The organism is Streptomyces sp. N35, from assembly GCF_016464295.1.
Lineage (GTDB): Bacteria > Actinomycetota > Actinomycetes > Streptomycetales > Streptomycetaceae > Streptomyces.
Window position 1 is genome coordinate 274 of record NZ_JAEIMH010000029.1, and the last position, 15,490, is coordinate 15,763.

The window sequence follows — 15,490 nt, forward strand, 5'->3', positions numbered from 1 at the left end:
CCGAGCCCGGCAACGTGCCGGAGCTCGAGCGGATCGACGAGCAGACGGCCGACGAGCGGATCGAGGCGGCCGTCCGCCGGCGCACCGACGAGGGGGGCTTCGAGCTGAGTGCCCCCGAGGCGGAGGCGCTGCTCGCCGACTACGGCATCGAAGTGACCGGATCCAAGCCCGCGTGGGACGAGAGCGCCACCGTCGAGGCCGCCGCGCTCATGGGCTACCCCGTGGCCCTCAAGGCCACCGCGCCGCATCTGCGCCACCGCCCCGACCTCGGCTGCGTACGCCTCGATCTCGCGGGCGAGGAGCAACTGCGGGCCGCGCACGCCGAGTTGACCGGTCTTTTCGGCAAGGGCGAGGAGGCGCGGCTCGTCGTCCAGCCGATGGTGCCCAGGGGAGTGGACACCGTCGTACGGGCCTCGCTGGACCCCGGTGTCGGAGCGGTGCTCTCCTTCGGTCTGGCCGGCGCGCCCTCCCAGCTGCTCGGTGACACCGCGCACCGGCTGATCCCGGTCACGGACCGTGATGCCGCGGCGCTGATCCGCTCGATCCGTGCGGCACCGCTGCTCTTCGGCTGGCGTGGCTCGGACCCCGTGGACACGGCGGCTCTGGAGGAGCTCCTGCAGCGGTTGTCCCGTCTGTTCGACGATCACCCGCAGGTGGTGGCCGTGGATCTGGAGCCCGTGGTCGTCGCGCATCGTGGGGCTCGCGTGCTGAGCGCACGGGTGCGGTTGGCTCCGCCGCCGGCCCGTGACGATCTGGGGCCCCGTACGCTGCCGGCGTACTGACGGTCCGTGTATGGCACCGGACGGGGCTGACATAGCCGGTCACCCCCGTCACCTCACCCCCGTAGGATGGGCCCTATGGCGAAGACCGGTACGACGACCCAGGGGCTGCGCGCGGCGATCGAGCGCAGCGGCTACTACCCGGCCCTTGTGGCCGAGGCGGTGGAGGCCGCCGTCGGTGGGGAGCCGATCATGTCGTACCTCGTGCATCAGGAGACCACCTTCGATGCCAACGAGGTGCGCCGCCATGTCACGGTCCTCGTCCTGACCGGAACCCGCTTCATCGTCAGCCACACCGACGAGCAGGCCGCCGACTCCAGCTCCCCGACGCCGTACGCCACGACGTCCACGGAGTCCGTGAAGATCGGCCGCATCTCGTCCGTGGTCGTCAGCCGCGTCGTCGCGAACCCGGAGAAGTACCAGCCCGGCACCCTGCCCCGCGAGGTCCTCCTGACCATCGGCTGGGGCGCCGTCTCCCGTATCGACCTGGAGCCCGCCGCCTGCGGCGACTCCAACTGCGAGGCGGACCACGGTTACACGGGCAGCTCGACGGCCGACGATCTGAGCCTTCGGGTCAGCGAGGCCGGCGACGGCCCCGAGACCGTGCGCCAGACCCTGGCCTTCGCGCAGGCGCTGTCCGAGGCGACCGCGGCCACGCAGCGCTGATGGCCGAGCCCGCCTGGCCCGACCCGGAGATCCTCCCGGTCGAGAGCGCCCCTGTTCCCGCGTACGGCAGCGGTTCGCTGGCCGATCTGCTGCCGACCCTGGCCGCCGGTATGGAGGTTCCGGGGTTCGCGCCGCGGATCGCCGAGCTCGAGCCCGCCGACCGCAACTGCGTCTTCCTCATCGACGGCCTCGGCTGGGAGCAGCTGCTCGCGCACCCCGACGAGGCGCCGTATCTCAGCAGCCTGATCGCGAGCTCGCGCGGCGGCTCCGGCCGCCCGATCACCGTCGGCTTCCCGGCGACGACCGCGACCTCGCTCGCCTCGGTCGGCACCGGCCTGCCGCCGTGCAGCCACGGCCTGCCCGGCTATACGGCGCGCAACCCGGCCACCGGCGAGCTGATGAACCAGCTCCGCTGGACGCCCTGGACGTCCCCGGCGGTCTGGCAGCCGTATCCGACGGTCTTCCAGCTCGCCGACCAGGCCGGTGTACACACCGCGCAGGTCTCGGCGCCGCACTTCCAGAACACCCCGCTGACGAAGATCGCGCTCAGCGGCGGCACCTTCCACGGCCGGCTCTCCGGCGAGGACCGGATGGACCTCGCGGCCGAGCAACTGGCCGCCGGTGACCGCTCGTTGGTCTACACGTACTACGCCGAGGTCGACGGCAAGGGTCACCGCTACGGCGTGGACTCCGACGCCTGGCGCGGCCAGCTGATGTATGTCGACCGGCTCGTCCAGCGCCTCGCCGAGCAGCTTCCGCCGCGCAGCGCCCTGTACGTCACCGCCGACCACGGCATGCTCGACGTCCCCTTCGACGAAGAGCACCGCATCGACTTCGACCACGACTGGGAGCTGCGCGCCGGCGTCGCCCTGCTCGGCGGCGAGGGCCGCGCCCGCCATGTCTACGCCGTGCCCGGTGCGCAGTCCGACGTGCTTGCCTGCTGGCGCGAGGTGCTCGGCGAACAGTTCTGGGTCGCCTCGCGCGACGAGGCCCTGGCGGCCGGCTGGTTCGGCCCGCCGGGCGCGTACGACGCACGCGTCTACGACCGACTGGGCGATGTCATCGCCGCGGCCCGCGACGACGTCCTGATCATCGCGACGGAACGCGAGCCGAAGGAGTCCCTGATGACGGGCAACCACGGCTCGATGACACCGGTCGAGCAGCTGGTCCCGCTGCTGCAGGTCCGCTCCTGACGCTCCGCCCACCACCTCCCCGTGACCCCGTATTCGAAAGGCGCTCAACCTCCCATGCCCGAGCTGGTGTTCTTCTCCGGAACGATGGACTGCGGAAAGAGCACCCTCGCTCTCCAGATCGGCCACAACCGCTCGGCCCGCGGTCTGCAGGGCATGATCTTCACGCGGGACGACCGTGCCGGCGAGGGCAAGCTCTCCTCGCGGCTCGGCCTGGTCACGGACGCGGTCGAGGCGGGTGTGGACATGGACCTCTACGCGTATGTGGTGGACGAGCTGTCGCGCGGCGGCCGGGTCGACTACGTGATCGTGGATGAGGCGCAGTTCCTGGCGCCGGACCAGATCGACCAACTCGCGCGGATCGTCGACGACTTGGAGCTCGACGTCTTCGCGTTCGGCATCACGACGGACTTCCGTACGAAGTTGTTCCCGGGTTCGCAGCGGCTGATCGAGCTGGCCGACCGCATAGAGACACTGCAGGTCGAGGCGATGTGCTGGTGCGGGGCGCGGGCCACGCACAACGCTCGTACGGTCGGTGGCGAGATGGTCGTGGACGGTGCGCAGGTCGTGGTCGGCGATGTGAACCGGTCGGCCGAGGAGGTCGGTTACGAGGTCCTGTGCCGCCGCCACCACCGGCGGCGGATGACGAGCGCTTCCGCGCGGGCGGGGGCGTTGTCGCCGGATGTGCTGCCGGTCGCGTCGGGCTGACGTTCCGCGGTTCGCCGGCCGTGCCGGGCTGAAAAACCGCAGGTAGGCGAGATCCATCTGTTCGTCGGCCCTGAGTTCGTCCTCACCGTCCGGCGCAGCCGCCTAACGCGTCGACGGATTCCGCCAGATGCTCGGCCGCAACTGGCTGTGAGGCCGGCGGCCCGCGGTTGCCCCGGTTGCCCTTTCTTGCGTATTCATGCAAGTATGAAGGCGCAGCAGGGCGCTCCGCCCTGCTCATCGCATGCACCTCGCTAGGTGAGGCGTCTGCACGGACACAGGCCACTGACCCCAAACGTCGAAAGACGCCCCGGGTCAGGACAGCTCCTCCCGGACTAAGGGTCGAGCCCAAGTGGCTCCCGCACCGACGGGCACGCCGTGCAGTGCCGAAGCTCTGTCGAGAGGGGTGCTCGCAGCGACGGCGTACCCGAGTCGGCCATGCCCCGATGGCCGCATCCTCGCCTGCCTGCCTCCCCTGCGCACGCCCTTTGTCACGGCGCCCTCGCGCGCCCCGGCCCGCTGGAGGTGACGGCTATGAGCGGCAGTTCCGGCAGTAGTTCCCAGGGCAGCGGTCTGCCCTGGGCCGGTACGCCGTCACCGGCGTACCTCATCCCATCGCGCCCCAAGCAGCGCACGAGTATCACCGATTGAGGTCTTGCCATGATCCGCGAGGACATCACTTTCCACACCCGCACCCTGCTCGCCACCCCCGACGTCGAAGCGTTCAGCAGGCTCATGCGGTCCGCGCCTGTCGCCGACATCGCGGACGCCCTGCGCGACACCCCGCCGGAGCAGATCGCCCGGATTCTGGGGCCCGCGGAGCCGAAGGAGACCGCCCGGCTGTTCGTCACGCTGTCCGACAGCCTCCAAGACCGCGTCCTGGCGCAACTGTCCGCGCCGACCGTCTCCGCGCTGGTCTCCGCCATGCCGGCCGACGAGCGTGCCGACCTGTACAACCGCCTCGACACACAGGCACAGCAGCGCCTGCTGCCGTCCCTGTCCCAGGCCGAGCGCGACGACATCCTGCGCCTGTCCAACTACCCCGAGGGCAGCGCCGGTTCGGCCGCCACCTCCCAGTACGCGACGATCGACGCCGCCATGACCGCCGAGCAGGCGCTGCGCGTCATCCGTGCCACCGCACCGGACAAGGAGACCATCTACGTCATCTACGTCGTCGACACCGAGGGCCGCCTGACCGGCACCGTCTCGCTGCGCGACCTCGTACTCGCCGACGCCGACGCCCCGCTCACCACGCTGGTCAACACCGCCCCGGTCCACGTGCGCGCCGACGACTCCGACGAGAAGGCCGCCGAGCACATCCGCCGCTACGACCTGCTCGCCGTCCCCGTCGTCACCCACGACGACAAGATGATCGGGATCGTCACCGTCGACGACGCCATGGACATCGACAAGGAACAGGACGCCACGCAGCTGGCCCGATACGGCGGCACCGCGCCCCTGGGCGGCAGCGCCGACCTCGACCTGAAGAAGTCGACGTTCCGGCAGATCTTCGGCACCCGCCTGATGTGGCTGCTCATCCTGACCGTGTTCGGCATTCTCACCTCCTCCTTCGTCGCGAAGCAGGAGGAGATCCTGGCCGAGGTCATCGTCCTCGCCGCGTTCATCGCACCCATCGTCGACATGGGCGGCAACACCGGCAGCCAGTCCGCCACCCTCGTCATCCGCTCGATGGCGCTCGGTCAGCTGCGGCTGCGCTGGGCGGACGTCTGGTTCGTGGTCCGGCGCGAATGCGTCATCGCGCTGGCACTCGGTGTGTGCGTCGCCGTGCTCGAGATCATCCTGGCGAACTTCACCAAGAGCGGCCTGGACACCGCCGTACTGACCGTCGTCGGCCTCAGCATGCTCATCTGCACGGCACTCGGCGGCATCATCGGCGCCGTACTGCCGTTCCTCGCGCGCCGCATCGGCACCGACCCGGCGACGCTGAGCTCCCCGCTGATCACCTCGATCATGGACCTGCTCGGCGTGTTCGTGTACTTCGGCCTCGCCTACGCCTTCCTCGGCCACCTGCTCGTCTGACGGCGGCCTGGGCGGGGGGCGCCGTCGCCGGATGTGCTGCCGGTCGGTACGGCCTGACGCCCAGGACACCTGATCCACGGGACAGGCCCTCTGATCCACAGGGCAGGCCTGATCCACAGGACAGGCCCTATCCCTTCACCGCCCCGATCATGATCCCCTTCGCGAAGTGCTTCTGCAGGAACGGGTAGACGCACAGGATCGGCAGGATGCTGACCACCAGCATGGCCATCTGCAGGGACTGCTGCGGGAGTGCGGCCCCGGTGTCGCCGGTGCCGATCGTGGCGTTGTTGACCACGTACGTGCGCAGCACAAGGGACAGCGGGTACTTCTCGTTGTCGGTGATGTAGAGCAGGGCCGAGAAGAAGCTGTTCCAGTACGCCACCGCGTAGAAGAGGCCGATCACCGCCATGATCGCCTTCGAGAGCGGCATCACGATCCGCGTCAGGACGGTCAGTTCGCCGGCGCCGTCGATCTTCGCCGAGTCGAGGAGTTCCTGGGGCAGATCGAGAAAGAACGCCCGCATGACGATCACGTTGAAGGCGTTGATCAGCGTCGGCAGGATCAGCGACCAGTAGCTGTCGAGCAGGCCGAGCTGCTTGACCGTCAGGTACATCGGGATGATGCCCGGCGTGAAGAGCAGGCTGAACAGGAGCAGCATCAGGATCGGCTTGCTGCCGTAACTGCCGGGCCGCGAAAGGCCGTACGCCAGCAGCGTCGTACAGGCCAGGGACAGGGTGGTGCCGACCACCGTGATGCCGACCGAGACGGCCACGGCCCGGGTCACGACGCCCCCGGAGAACAGTGCGCGGTAGGCCTCGAGGCTGGGGTTATCCGGCCACAGCACGTATCCGCCGGCCGCTGTCACCTGCTGCTGGTCCGCGAGGCTGGTGGAGATGACCGCGAGGAAGGGGAGGATCACGAGCAGGCAGCAGACGGTGAGGACGAACCCCTTGGCCGTCCGCACCGGCACCCCGGCCGGTGTCACTGAGGCGCTCATTTCTGGTAGACCCCCCGCTCGCCGAAGAGATGGGCGACTTTGTTGGCGCCGAGTACGAGGATGACGCCGATCACGCCCTTGACCAGGCCGGCGGCGGCCGATCCGCCCCAGACGCCGGCGCCCACCGCGTTGTTGTAGACGTAGGTGTCGAGGACTTCCGAGGCGCCCGGGCCCACCGCCTGCTGCTGCAGGATGATCTGTTCGAAGCCGACGCTGAGCACATCGCCGAGCCGCAGGATGGCAAGGAGGATCACGACCGAGCGGATGCCGGGCAGCGTGACGTGCCACAGCTGGCGCAGCCGCGAGGCACCGTCGACCGCGGCCGCCTCGTACAGGGCCGGATCGATACGGGACATCGCCGCCAGGAAGAGGATGGTGCTCCAGCCGGTGTCCTTCCAGATCACCTGGGCGACGATCAGCTCCTTGAACATCGACGGGTTGCCGATGATGCTGACGCTGCCCAGGTCGTGGTCCTGGAGGAAGCTGTTCAGCATCCCGGCGTTGCCCAGCATGTGCTGGAAGATCGCCACCACGATCACCCAGGACATGAAGTGCGGGAGATACAGCACCGACTGGACGAGACGCTTGAACCGTTCCGAGACAAGGGAGTTGAGGAGCAGCGCCACCGCGATCGGCAGCGGGAAGACGAACACGAGCTGCAGCAGCGAGATGACCAGGGTGTTGCTGAGCGCGTTGAGGAAGACCACATCACCGCTGAAGATGGCCTGGAAGTTGTCCAGACCGACCCATGGTGAGTCGGCTATGCCGATGTACGGCTGGTAGTCCTTGAACGCGATGACATGGCCGAGCAGCGGCGCGTAGTGGAACAACAGGATCACGCCGAGGCCGGGCAGCGCGAACGCCAGGAGCAGCCGGTCCCGGCGCAGCCGTCCGCGCCGGCGGCTCTTCGGCGGGGGCGCGGCGCCCGCGGGCCCCTCCCCCGCCGGGCGCGTGGGGTGCACAACCATCTCGTCCCGCCTCACATCCGGTCAGTTGTACTTCTTCTGGGTGCGGACCTCGCGCGGCCAGCCGAGCTCGACGCCGAGGTCGGTGAGGAGCTTTTGGTACTCGTCGAGCTTCACCGGGTCGGCATGGACCTGACGGGGCGCCGAGCCGGTCTCCAGGCAGTACGCGGCCAGCGCGCCGGCGGCTTCGCCGATGTTCCACTCGACGGGGTGCAGCCGGTAGCAGCCGTTGGTGATGTGGGTGGTGCCGATGTTCTTCGCCGCGGGCAGCAGGTTCTCCACCCGCACCGGAAGCAGCGCGCCGAGCGGGATCTGGAACGGCCAGCTCTCCACGTCGATGTACTGGCGCGGCCCGGCGCCCGAGCCGGTCGAGGGGTGCAGATCGATGCGGTAGCTGCCGATGCCGACGGAGTCGCGGAACTCCTCCGCCCCCTGCAGCTCACCGCGGGCGGCCACCCCGACGTGCTGCTCGGTGACGGTGAACTCGGCCCGGATACGGCGCGATTCACGCAGATACGGGTACTTGGCGAGGCCGTCCGCCGTGTCCACCACATCCGGGCGCAGCCGCAGCCCGGGGTAGCCGGTGCCGCCGTCGTGGGTGGGCGCCTCGGTCTGCATCCAGTACAGGAAGGACAGGCTGAGCTGCTTGGCCGCGTCCAGGTGGCGCTCACGTTCCGCGGCGTCGACACCGATCACCGGGCCCAGCCAGTAGTCCACCTGCTGCCAGTTCACCAGCGTGATGTCGCGGGAGGCGTCCCCTTCCACCAGGTGCGGACCGTGCAGGATGCGGCGGAAGCGCCACAGGTCGAAGTCCCTGTCCGGTTCGAAGACGTTCTTCTCGTACCGGAAGAGCTTCTCGGGCGATACCTGTGACCAGCTGAGCAGCGGGGCGGGCCAGAAGTCCGGCGCATAGTCGCGCCAGAAGCCGTACATCCGCGGCCGGTCGATGGTGTGGTTCTCGCCGGGACGGTGGTCAAGGGCGAAGCAGTACGTGAAGGACTGCTGGTCAAGAGGTTGCGCCGGACCGTCGAGCGCATGCGGCTCACCGGTGTCGGCGCGGCTCTCCGAGCCCGTCACATGCTCCACGCCGGCCAGTTCCAGGAGCTCTCCGTCCTCGGTCGCGTCGAGGATGTACGGGGCGGAGGCGGTGAGTTCGCGGCCGGTTGCGGTGTCCAGGAGCCGTACCGCCGTGACCCGGTCGCCCTCCGTCGCGGCGGCGACCGGCCGGTGCCGGAGCAGGACCTGGAGCCGCCCCGACGACCGGTGCGGCGCGAGGAGTTCGTCGATCGCCGCCACGGCGACCCGCGGCTCGTGGCAGAGCCGGCTGACCACGCCCTGGCCGGGGTTGAGGTACTCGGTGGCACGCGCCGGCTCGGTCAGCGGGTAGGTGCGCCGGTAGTACGAGCGGATCGCGTCACGGAGCCGGCGGTAGGTGGCCGTGCACCCGAACTGCTCGATCCACGGGTGCTCGTCCGGAGGCACCGCCTGCGAGGTCAGCTGGCCGCCGAGCCAGTCGGTCTCCTCGGTGAGGACGACCTGCCGGCCCATCCGCACGGCGGCAAGCGCGGCGGCGACGCCGCCGAGACCGCCGCCGATGACCAGGACATCGCAGTTCAACTCCTGCATGAAGGCTCCTTGTTGGGGGTCGGCCGATGAGGTGGACACAGAGGTGGCGCCGAGAGGTTCGGCCGAGCGGTTCGGCCGAGCGGTTCGGCCGAGCGGTTCAGCCGCGCGGTTCAGCCGCGCGGCGCGGCCAGCGTGTCGCCGTCGTGGATGCCGCAGTCGAGGACGGTGCGGCGCGGTGACCGGTCCGAGGGGTTCTTGAGGATGTCCGCGAGCAGCCGTACCGCCGCGGCGCCCATCTCCCGGCCCGGCGTCACGACGGTGGTGACATCGCGGGCGGTGGGGGCGAGGGAGAACTCACTGAGCGCCGCCACGGACAGATCGCCCGGCACGGACAGGCCGAGCTGTTCCACCGCGGCGCACGCGTCGGCGGCGCGGTCGCGGTCGTCCGCGATCAGACAGGTGTAGCCCTGCTCGACGAGGCGGGGGACCAGCTCGGTGACCGCGGCGGCGTTGGGCGTGACGAACACGTCCGCGGCGTCGAGTCGTTCGGCCAGCTGCCCGCGCGCGGCGGCGAAGCCCGCGTCGCGGTCCACGATCGACTCATGGGCCGAGCCGCCGTGCAGCCGCGCGATCCGGCGGTGGCCGAGCCCGCTGATCCGCTCCACGAGACCACGAGTGGCGCCGCTGTAGTCGGCCGCCGCGTACGAGGCCTCGGCGCCCGGCCGGTCGCGGCGGCCGATGAAGACCGCGGGGAAGCCTTCGCGCAGCAGCGCGGTCAACTCCTCGCGGTTCTCGGCCTGTCCGACGATGACGGCGCCGTCGGCGTGCTGGAGGGTGTTGATCCCGTTCTTGTAGATCGCCCTGCGCCGGCCGTCCACATGCGAGCCGGTGAAGAGCAGCAGATGGCAGTCGAGCTCCTCCACCGCCTCCTCCACTCCCATCAGGAACGGGTGGTAGAAGCTCATCGCGTCCATCGGGAACAGCGCCTCGTAGGTGAACACCCCGATGATGTCGCTGCGGCCGCCGGCCAGGTTGCGGGCGGCGACGTTGGGCACGTAGCCGAGCTGCCGGATCGCCTGCTCCACCCGGGCCGCGGTGCGGTCGCCCACCCGGACGCCCCCGCCCGAACGGCCGTTGACGACGGCGGAGACCACGGCGGGCGACACCTTCGCCAGCCGGGCCACGTCCGCCTGCGTCGGTCGCTTGCGGGGAGGCTCAGTGCCATTCATGTGGCGGGATCCAATCTGATTACGCGCATTATCAGTTGAGGCCGCACACGCTAGCCAGAGGTTGCTGACGGGTCAACACATCCCTCGACAGGCATTTGTTTTACGAGGTGTTGACAGCCTGGAAACCCAGTCCTAGGGTCCGTCGCCAACTGGTGATGCGCTTTATCACGGTGGATTCAAGGGTGCGCCGGCCGCGTTGGAGCCGGGCGCACACCGTCCTCGAGGGGAGACCCGCACGTGAACAAGGACCGACTCGTGAGCCGCCGTGGACTGCTGCGCGGTGCAGGCGCGCTGTCACTCGCGGCCGCCGCGGCACCGCTCGTCACGGCGTGCGGCAGCGGCACCGACGGCACGGACACCGCTGCCGCCAACGCCAAGCTGAAGCTGCCGACGTATGTCCCGTTCACCGGGGTGGATCCGGATCTGCCCGCGGGCGAGAATCTGCTGCCCGGCTTCTACGGCTATCCGTCCGACCTGGTCCGCGCCGTGTCCGGCAAGCCCGCCGAGGGTGCGGGGAAGGTCAGCATCCTGGTCAACACCTTCACCCCGGTGCCGCCCGGCGCCGGCAGCAACCAATACTGGCAGCAGCTGAACGAACGGGTCGGCGCGGAGCTGGCGTTCAACATCGTCCCGGACGCCGACTACGGCACCAAGCTGACCACGTCGCTGGCCGGGGGAGACCTGCCCGACCTGGTGATGCTGCAGTCCTGGACCCCGAACCTGCCCGCCGTGCTCAAGGCCAAGTTCGCCGACCTCACGCCGTATCTCTCGGGCGACGCGGTCAAGGAGTACCCGTTCCTGGCGAACATCCCGGAATTCTCCTGGCGGCCGATGATCGCCAACGGAGGCATCTACGGTCTGCCCACGCCGCGCGCGAGCATCGGCAACATCATGTTCACCCGCGACGACCTGATCGCCGAACGCTCCCTCAACCCGCAGCCGGGGAGCTTCGCGGAGTTCTTGGAACTGTGCGAGGGCCTGACCGACGCCAAGGCAGGACGCTGGGCGCTCGGCGACACGGGTGTCGCGGGCGGCGGCGCCCTCATGTTCGCGCTGGCGATGGCGGGCGCCCCCAACGGCTGGGCGGTCAAGGGCGGCAAGTTCACCAACGCCGTCGAATCCGATGCCTATCCCGAGGCGCTCGACGCGGTCGCCGGCATGGTCAAGAAGAAGCTCTTCCACCCCGACGCGTTCAGCGCCACCTTCCAGCAGGGCCGCGACTGGTTCGGCACCGGGAAGATCGCCCTGAAGATCGACGGCTACGCGGCCTGGGACATCCTGCGCTCCGCCTACCCGGGCATCGATGTGGGCGCCATGACCGCCCCCGCGTACGAAGGCGGCGGCCAGGGACGGCATTTCACCGGCCCCGGCAGCTTCGCGGTCACCGGCGTCAAGAAGGGCGACGAGAAGCGGATCAGGCAACTCCTCGCCATAGCCGACTGGATGGCGGCGCCGTTCGGCACCGAGGAGCACCTGTTCCGCAAGTTCGGCGCATCCGGCACCCACTACACGATGAAGGACGGACTGCCGACGCCGACGAAGCAGGGCGGCACCGACGTCAAGATCCCCATGCAGTACCTCGTCGACAGCCCGCCGGTCATCGGTCCCGGCGGGAAGGCCGTGGTCGACAAGCAGTACGCCTTCCACCGCAAGGCCGCCCCACTCCTTGTCGAGGACCCCACCGTCGGCCTGTATTCGGCCACGCAGGCGGCCAAGGGCCAGGCGCTGTCGAAGATCCTCAGCGGTGCGGTGAGCGAGATCGTCCGCGGCAACAAGCCGGTGTCCGACTGGCCCTCGGCCGTGCGCAGCTGGCGGCAGTCCGGCGGCGACAAGGTGCGCAAGGAGTACGAGACGGTCTACGCGCGGCTGCGCTGAGCACCCCGACCGCCTTCGCGAGTGGCCCTCTGCACGTGATCCCGTTTCACACGCCCACCAAGAGGAGAGTTCCATGCGCAAGAGAACGGCGAGGCTGCTGACCGCGGCCCTCCTGCTGGCCGCCGTGGCGATACCCGCCGAGGCCGGCGCCACGACCACCGCGGCGCAGGCGGCACCCGCCGCGGAACAGGCCGCCCCCGACTGGCAGTTCGTCTGGGGCGACACCTTCGACGGGTCCCTCGACTCGCGGAAGTGGGGTGCCCTCGAGGGCACCACCAGCCCCGGCACCGATCTGGCCTACGCCTCCTTCGACGTCACCACCGCGAGCAGCAACCTGGTCCTGACGACGGAGAAACGGCAGTACGGCTCCAAGCCCTACACCTCCGGCATGGTCTGGACGAAGGGCCGCTACTCCTTCACGTACGGAAAGATCGAAGTGGTCGCGAAGGTGCCTCCGATGGGCACCGGCATCTGGCCCGCGCTGTGGCTGCAGGGCGACAAGACCTACAACTGGCCGGGCCCGGGCGGCAACGAGATCGACTTCGCCGAGATGTGGAACACCCCGTACGAGGTGAAGCACGCCCTGCACTACGCCGACACCCCCAACGGCACGGACCTCGGGGCCAATCAGGGCTGCAAGTACACAAGCCCCGTCGACCTCTCGGCCGGCTATCACACGTACGGCCTCGTCTGGGAGCCGGGACCGAAGCTGACGTACTACGTGGACGGGCAGCAGACCTGCCAGTTCGCCCCGACCGGTGACTACTTCAACACCCCGATGCACATCATCATGAACACCGCGGTGGGCGCCTCCTGGATAGGTCACCCCGACGCGAGCGTGACCTTCCCCCAGCAGTTCAAGATCGACTCGGTGCGCGTCTACCAGGACGCGAACCTCGGCTGACCGCCCGGCTCTCTCCCGCCTCCTCCGCCGCCTGACAGCCGGGGGAGGCGGGCCTGTGTGTCAATTCCCGTACCGAAAGGACGCGTTGCCCCATGCCGTACGAGGACAGGATCCGGGAACTGCTCGGCCGGATGACGGTCGAGGAGAAGTTCGGCCAGCTCCAGCAGCTCGCCTGGGCCTGGGACACCGGTCCCGGCGCGGGCGCCGCCACCGAGGACGCGGAGGCCGCGGCCCGCAAAGGACTGCTCGGCTCGGTCCTCAACGTCTTCGGCGCCGCGAGCGGCAACGCGCTGCAGCGCATCGCCGTCGAGGAGTCACGCCTCGGCATCCCGCTGGTCTTCGGCCTCGACGTCATCCACGGCTACTGGACCACGTTCCCGATCCCGCTCGCCCAGGCCGCCGCCTTCGATCCCGCGGTCGCCGAGACGGACGGCGCCGTCTCCGCGCGCGAGGCCCGCTCCAACGGTGTCCACTGGGCGTTCGCGCCCATGGTGGACGTCACCCGCGAGCCGCGCTGGGGCAGGGTGGCCGAGAGCTCCGGCGAGGACCCGTATCTGGCGGGCCGTTACGCGGCGGCCAAGGTCCGCGGCTTCCAGGGCGACGACCTGGCCGCCGAGGGCCAAGTAGCGGCCTGCGCCAAGCACTTCGCCGCATACGGAGGCGCGGAGGGCGGCCGCGACTACAACACGGTCGACGTGTCGGAGCAGCGCCTGCGCAACCTCTATCTGCCCCCGTTCAAGGCGGCCGTCGACGCCGGAGCGGCGACCTTCATGGCCGCGTTCAACACCGTCAGCGGCATCCCCGCCCACGGCAACGCCCATCTGCTCACCGACGTCCTCAAGAACGAGTGGGGCTTCGACGGTGTGGTGGTGAGCGACTGGGCGGGCGTGACCGAGATGGTCGCGCACGGCTACGCGGCCGACTCGGCCGAGGCGGGACGGCTCGCGCTCGGCTCCGGCATCGACATGGAGATGGTCAGCACCAGCATCGCCGACCACGGACGGGAGTTGCTCCGCTCCGGCCGGCTCGCACCGGAACGTCTCGACGACGCGGTCGCGCGCGTCCTGCGGCTGAAGTTCCGCCTCGGTCTCTTCGAGAGGCCGTACGTGCCCGAGGACGCTGCCCTGTCCGCACCGACCGAGGCCACCCGCGCGGCGGCCCGGCAAGCGGCGGCGCGATGCATGGTCCTGCTCAAGAACGAGAACGCCGCGCTGCCGCTGGACCCGGGGGCTCGTACGATCGCCGTGGTCGGGCCGTTCGCCGACTCCGGTGATCTGCTCGGCACCTGGGTCATCCCGGACACCCTGCACCGCTTCCCCGCGGTCACGGTCGTCGAGGGTCTGAAGTCCGCGCTCCCGCACGCCAGGATCCTGCACGTTCAGGGGGTGCCCGCCGAGGGCGGCTCACGCGCCGGTATCGCCGAGGCGGTCGCAGCCGCACAGGCCGCCGACGCGGTGGTCGTCGTGGCCGGCGAACCACCGGCGATCAGCGGGGAGGCGGCAACCCGGGCGGACCTGGGGCTGCCCGGCCACCAGGAGGAACTGATCGCCGCCATCGCCGCGACGGGCACACCGTTCACCGTGGTCCTCGTGGCCGGGCGCCCGCTGACGATCGGCGGCTGGCTCGACTCGGCCCCGGCCGTCGTCATGGCGTGGCACCCCGGCATCGAGGCAGGCCACGCCGTCGCCGACGTCCTGACCGGCACGGTCGGCCCCGGCGGCAAACTCCCGGTCACCTTTCCGCGGTCCGCGGGCCAGATCCCGATCTACTACAACCGGGAGACCACGGGGCGACCGTACGACGCGTCGCGGCCGGACGAGAAGTACGTGTCGAAGTACCTCGACCTGCCCGACGGCCCTCAGTTCCCCTTCGGATTCGGCCTGAGCTACACCGACTTCACCACGTCGGACCCCCGGCTGAGCCGGTCCGCGATCGATGCGTCCGCTCTGATGGCGGGCGCCGCGGTCGAGGTCGCGACCACGCTGACGAACACGGGGGAGCGGCCGGGCGACGAGGTCGTCCAGCTGTACGTCCACGACCGGGCCGCCTCGATCGTCCAGCCCGTACGGCGTCTGCGCGGCTTCGAGCGCGTACGTCTGACGCCCGGTGAGAGCACCGAGGTCCGCTTCCGTCTGACGGCCGAGGACCTGGGCTTTTGGACCGGGGACCCGGCGGGGGTCTTCGTGGTGGAGCCGGGGGCGGTCGACGTCTATGCGGGGACGAGTTCGCTCGCGCGGGGCAGGTGCACCCTCGAGATCACGTGAGGCGCTCTGTCAGACCAGGGATCTCGGTCCGGCTCGCCACTCCAGAGGGGGCGCTCGCGGGCCCACTCGGCCTGGGGTCCTGAACATGGGCGGGTTCTTCACCCTCGTATATGTGGCGGCGGCGGCTGCCGACCAGCGTGGCCTCGACCGTGATGGCCCTGGCCCCGCCGGTCATGGCAGTCCTCGCGTGGCCCCTCGTCGGGGAGAGGCCGCGGCTGCGGCAGCCGGCGGCGGGCCGCCCCGGGGGCCCCCGGGGGGCGGGGGTGGCGGGGGGCCCCGGGGTCGGAGGGGGGGGGGCGCCCGGGCCGGG

The 15,490-nt window shown here is 70.1% G+C and carries 12 protein-coding genes and 1 riboswitch; of the genes, 8 read left to right on the forward strand and 4 right to left on the reverse strand.

Annotated features, from left to right (window positions below; translation table 11 throughout):
• From JAO81_RS17720 to mgtE, 5 genes are all read left to right on the forward strand, one after another.
• Positions 1-782: acetate--CoA ligase family protein (locus JAO81_RS17720; RefSeq protein ID WP_233415530.1), on the forward strand; the 782-nt coding region annotated here is incomplete at its 5' end.
• Between the two features lie 75 nt (positions 783-857).
• Positions 858-1,445 (forward strand): DUF5998 family protein, encoded by a 588-nt coding sequence (locus JAO81_RS17725; protein WP_199548834.1) that lies wholly within the window; start codon positions 858-860, stop codon positions 1,443-1,445.
• Positions 1,445-2,638, forward strand: a complete 1,194-nt coding sequence (locus JAO81_RS17730) for an alkaline phosphatase family protein (protein ID WP_199548835.1) — start codon at positions 1,445-1,447, stop codon at positions 2,636-2,638. The genes JAO81_RS17725 and JAO81_RS17730 overlap by 1 nt, the downstream gene beginning before the upstream one ends.
• A gap of 54 nt (positions 2,639-2,692) precedes the next feature.
• Positions 2,693-3,343, forward strand: coding sequence for a thymidine kinase (locus JAO81_RS17735; RefSeq protein WP_199548836.1), 651 nt, complete (start codon positions 2,693-2,695; stop codon positions 3,341-3,343).
• 240 nt (positions 3,344-3,583) lie between these two features.
• Positions 3,584-3,753: riboswitch (M-box (ykoK) riboswitch) on the forward strand.
• Between the two features lie 247 nt (positions 3,754-4,000).
• Entirely contained in the window at positions 4,001-5,380 is a 1,380-nt protein-coding gene (gene mgtE, locus JAO81_RS17740; RefSeq protein ID WP_199548837.1) for a magnesium transporter, read from the forward strand.
• A gap of 127 nt (positions 5,381-5,507) precedes the next feature.
• Here the strand turns inward: mgtE and JAO81_RS17745 are convergent, their stop codons facing one another.
• The 4 genes from JAO81_RS17745 to JAO81_RS17760 form a co-directional block, all read right to left on the reverse strand.
• Positions 5,508-6,377 (reverse strand): carbohydrate ABC transporter permease, encoded by an 870-nt coding sequence (locus JAO81_RS17745; protein WP_199548838.1) that lies wholly within the window; start codon positions 6,375-6,377, stop codon positions 5,508-5,510.
• Positions 6,374-7,345, reverse strand: coding sequence for a sugar ABC transporter permease (locus JAO81_RS17750; protein ID WP_199548839.1), 972 nt, complete (start codon positions 7,343-7,345; stop codon positions 6,374-6,376). Before JAO81_RS17750 ends, JAO81_RS17745 begins: the two co-directional genes overlap by 4 nt.
• A 21-nt stretch (positions 7,346-7,366) precedes the next feature.
• The gene (locus JAO81_RS17755) at positions 7,367-8,968 is read right to left on the reverse strand and encodes an FAD-dependent oxidoreductase (protein WP_199548840.1); all 1,602 of its coding nucleotides are present in this window, start codon (positions 8,966-8,968) and stop codon (positions 7,367-7,369) included.
• Between the two features lie 110 nt (positions 8,969-9,078).
• Positions 9,079-10,137 (reverse strand): LacI family DNA-binding transcriptional regulator, encoded by a 1,059-nt coding sequence (locus JAO81_RS17760; protein WP_199548841.1) that lies wholly within the window; start codon positions 10,135-10,137, stop codon positions 9,079-9,081.
• 255 nt (positions 10,138-10,392) lie between these two features.
• Here JAO81_RS17760 and JAO81_RS17765 point away from each other — a divergent pair, with 255 nt between their 5' ends.
• The 3 genes from JAO81_RS17765 (at position 10,393) to bglX (ending at position 15,180) form a co-directional block, all read left to right on the forward strand.
• Positions 10,393-12,012 carry an extracellular solute-binding protein gene (locus JAO81_RS17765; protein ID WP_199548842.1) on the forward strand — a complete coding sequence of 540 codons (1,620 nt, stop codon included), beginning with the start codon at positions 10,393-10,395 and terminating at the stop codon, positions 12,010-12,012.
• A 73-nt stretch (positions 12,013-12,085) separates the two neighbouring features.
• Positions 12,086-12,916, forward strand: coding sequence for a family 16 glycosylhydrolase (locus JAO81_RS17770; RefSeq protein WP_199548843.1), 831 nt, complete (start codon positions 12,086-12,088; stop codon positions 12,914-12,916).
• Between the two features lie 92 nt (positions 12,917-13,008).
• Entirely contained in the window at positions 13,009-15,180 is a 2,172-nt protein-coding gene (gene bglX, locus JAO81_RS17775; protein WP_199548844.1) for a beta-glucosidase BglX, read from the forward strand.
• Positions 15,181-15,490 lie beyond the last annotated feature (310 nt).

Excerpts from the sequence above, each read along its gene's own strand:
- JAO81_RS17725 (WP_199548834.1), top strand. The coding sequence starts at position 858 with ATGGCGAAGACCGGTACGACGACCCAGGGGCTGCGCGCGGCGATCGAG.
- JAO81_RS17745 (WP_199548838.1), bottom strand. The coding sequence starts at position 6,377 with ATGAGCGCCTCAGTGACACCGGCCGGGGTGCCGGTGCGGACGGCCAAG.
- JAO81_RS17770 (WP_199548843.1), top strand. The coding sequence starts at position 12,086 with ATGCGCAAGAGAACGGCGAGGCTGCTGACCGCGGCCCTCCTGCTGGCC.
- bglX (WP_199548844.1), top strand. The coding sequence starts at position 13,009 with ATGCCGTACGAGGACAGGATCCGGGAACTGCTCGGCCGGATGACGGTC.
- JAO81_RS17730 (WP_199548835.1), top strand. The coding sequence starts at position 1,445 with ATGGCCGAGCCCGCCTGGCCCGACCCGGAGATCCTCCCGGTCGAGAGC.
- JAO81_RS17750 (WP_199548839.1), bottom strand. The coding sequence starts at position 7,345 with ATGGTTGTGCACCCCACGCGCCCGGCGGGGGAGGGGCCCGCGGGCGCC.
- JAO81_RS17755 (WP_199548840.1), bottom strand. The coding sequence starts at position 8,968 with ATGCAGGAGTTGAACTGCGATGTCCTGGTCATCGGCGGCGGTCTCGGC.
- JAO81_RS17735 (WP_199548836.1), top strand. The coding sequence starts at position 2,693 with ATGCCCGAGCTGGTGTTCTTCTCCGGAACGATGGACTGCGGAAAGAGC.
- JAO81_RS17760 (WP_199548841.1), bottom strand. The coding sequence starts at position 10,137 with ATGAATGGCACTGAGCCTCCCCGCAAGCGACCGACGCAGGCGGACGTG.
- mgtE (WP_199548837.1), top strand. The coding sequence starts at position 4,001 with ATGATCCGCGAGGACATCACTTTCCACACCCGCACCCTGCTCGCCACC.